At 42.8% G+C, this 2,240-nt stretch carries 1 protein-coding gene and 1 pseudogene; one reads left to right on the top strand and one right to left on the bottom strand.

What is annotated here, in order from left to right; genetic code table 11:
• Window positions 1–807: dienelactone hydrolase family protein (locus Q0R52_RS19875; RefSeq protein WP_295797498.1), on the bottom strand; the 807-nt coding region annotated here is incomplete at its 3' end.
• A 223-nt stretch (window positions 808–1,030) separates the two neighbouring features.
• Here Q0R52_RS19875 and Q0R52_RS19870 point away from each other — a divergent pair.
• Window positions 1,031–2,240, top strand: a pseudogene (locus tag Q0R52_RS19870) (hypothetical protein); the annotation flags it as partial.

Genomic DNA, 2,240 nt, shown 5'->3' with positions numbered 1-2,240 from the left:
AGCATCTTTGGTAGCATCACTGTTATAGGCCGGGTTGCTCGGGTTACTAAAACCGTGGTTGGCATCGTACTGGTAAACGGTTAGTTTTTTACCGGCGGCTTTCATATCGGCTTCAAATTTGGCAACTACTTTAGGGTTTATCCATTGGTCTTGGTTGGCAAACAGGCCCAAAACATCGGTATCAATAGTTTTAAGTTTGGCTACATCCTGCTCGGGCATACCATAGTACATTACACAGGCAACTGCTTGTTTACCGGCAAGTATAGCGCTTTGTAAGCTCCAGCCGCCGCCGAAGCACCAACCTATCGTGGCAATGCGTGCCTTTGGTCCGGCGTAGGCAATTGCTCCTTTGATAATAGCTTGCGCACGTTCTTCTTTGACAGCTTGCATTAATTTAGCAGCTTCAGTACGGTCGGCAGATGATTTTCCGTCGTATAAGTCGAGCGCGATAACATTTACATTGCCCAATTCGTTGTATAATGTTTCCGATTCCTTTTTGATATAATCGTTAAGGCCGTAATATTCGTGAATGACGAAAACATAATTGTTGGTTGGCCTTTTAGCTTTTAGCTCATAAGCATAAGCAATTTTACCATCGGTAGCGGTGTAAGTAATAGCCTTAGCAATAGTACTTTGAAAGTGGATTCCTTTTGGTTTAGCATGCGACATCACGAACTTTTTATCGGCAGCCAACATAGCGAAACGTTGTGTAGCTGTAGGATAGCAGCAGGCTACCTTTCCGCGTGTTTGGCTGTAGCTTGTGGTGCCAATTGTAATGATGGCAAGGAGCAATAATAACTTTTTCATAACGATTGTTTTGTTTTGAAATGGTAACCAAGTTATGGCTAAATTGTTTATATGGTTGTTTAATAATGGTACTAATGCTAATGATTATTAAATGAATAAATGCTATTTTTGAACATCTACATTGAATTAACGCGCCGTTGTAAGCAATATGGCGATACAAAAGCAACAAATGGCAAAAACCCGCTACCTATTTTTATTGACTTATATAACCTTAGGGACTGCAATGCTGCAATCAATTGCGTCGGTTTGTTATGGCCAATCAATAAATCCCGACAGCATTACAGTAGCTATTGAGCCGGAATACGATCAGGTTAGCGGCCTGCACCGCTTTTTTTTAGGTGAAGATTATCGTAAGCTTTGGGCCGCGCCGGTAAAATTCAGGGTATTTCATTTGACACAGGAAAAAGGCGGCTTAGAAATTTTGCAGCGCGGTGGCGGTATGCAAACCAAATCGCTGCGTTTAAAAGATAAAAACGGACAGGAGTGGGTAATACGCTCGGTGCAAAAGAATCCCGAAAAGGTATTGCCACCCAGTTTACGGAAAACTGTAGCGAAAGACATTATCCAGGATCAGATCGTAAATGAACACCCCTTTGCTTCAGTAACCGTACCGCCAATGGCCGAGGCTTTAGGCGTGCCACACTCTAACCCCGAATTGGTTTATGTGCCTGATGATCTCGCTTTTGGCGAATACCGTAATGATTTTGCCAACCAGGTTTTTTTGTTTGAAGAACGTGAACCGCTTGACGCGGAAAAGACCGACAATACCGATAAAGCATTTGATAAACTACAGGAAGATAATGATAACCGCGTTGACCAGAAACTGGTTTTGCGCGCCCGCCTGCTTGATATGATACTGAACGACTGGGACCGGCACGAGGACCAATGGCGCTGGGAACGCACCAAAAACGATACCGGTATAGTTTATAAACCCGTGCCACGTGATCGCGACCAGGTCTATTACGATGGTTATGGAGTTTTCCCCTGGCTGTTATCCAAGCACTTGTTGATGGCCAAGTTTCAAAGCTTTGGCGATAAGATAACATCGATTGGCAGATGGAACCGCAACGCCCGTAATTTTGACCGCTTTTTTTTGGTGGGCCTGAATGAGAAAGATTGGGAAGAGCAAATTGATTTTGTTACCAAAACCCTGACAGATGACCTGATCAAAAGTTCGATCAAAAAGATGCCGGCTAACATTTACAATATCAGTGGGGACTATATAATCGATAAGCTGATATCGCGACGGAATTATTTGAAACAGCAGGCATTAAGGTATTATCGCATTTTATCCAAAACAGTTGAAATAACCACCAGCGATAAAAACGAATACATCGATATAACCAATCTGCCCGATGGTAAACTGGCTGTTAAGATAAACAAGCTGAAGAAAGATGGTAAACTTGAACAGGTGATTTACAACCGCACTTTTA

Source organism: Mucilaginibacter sp., assembly GCF_025359345.1.
Lineage (GTDB): Bacteria > Bacteroidota > Bacteroidia > Sphingobacteriales > Sphingobacteriaceae > Mucilaginibacter.
Note: the sequence above shows the minus strand (reverse complement) of the source record. Positions and strands in the feature narration are given on the sequence as shown.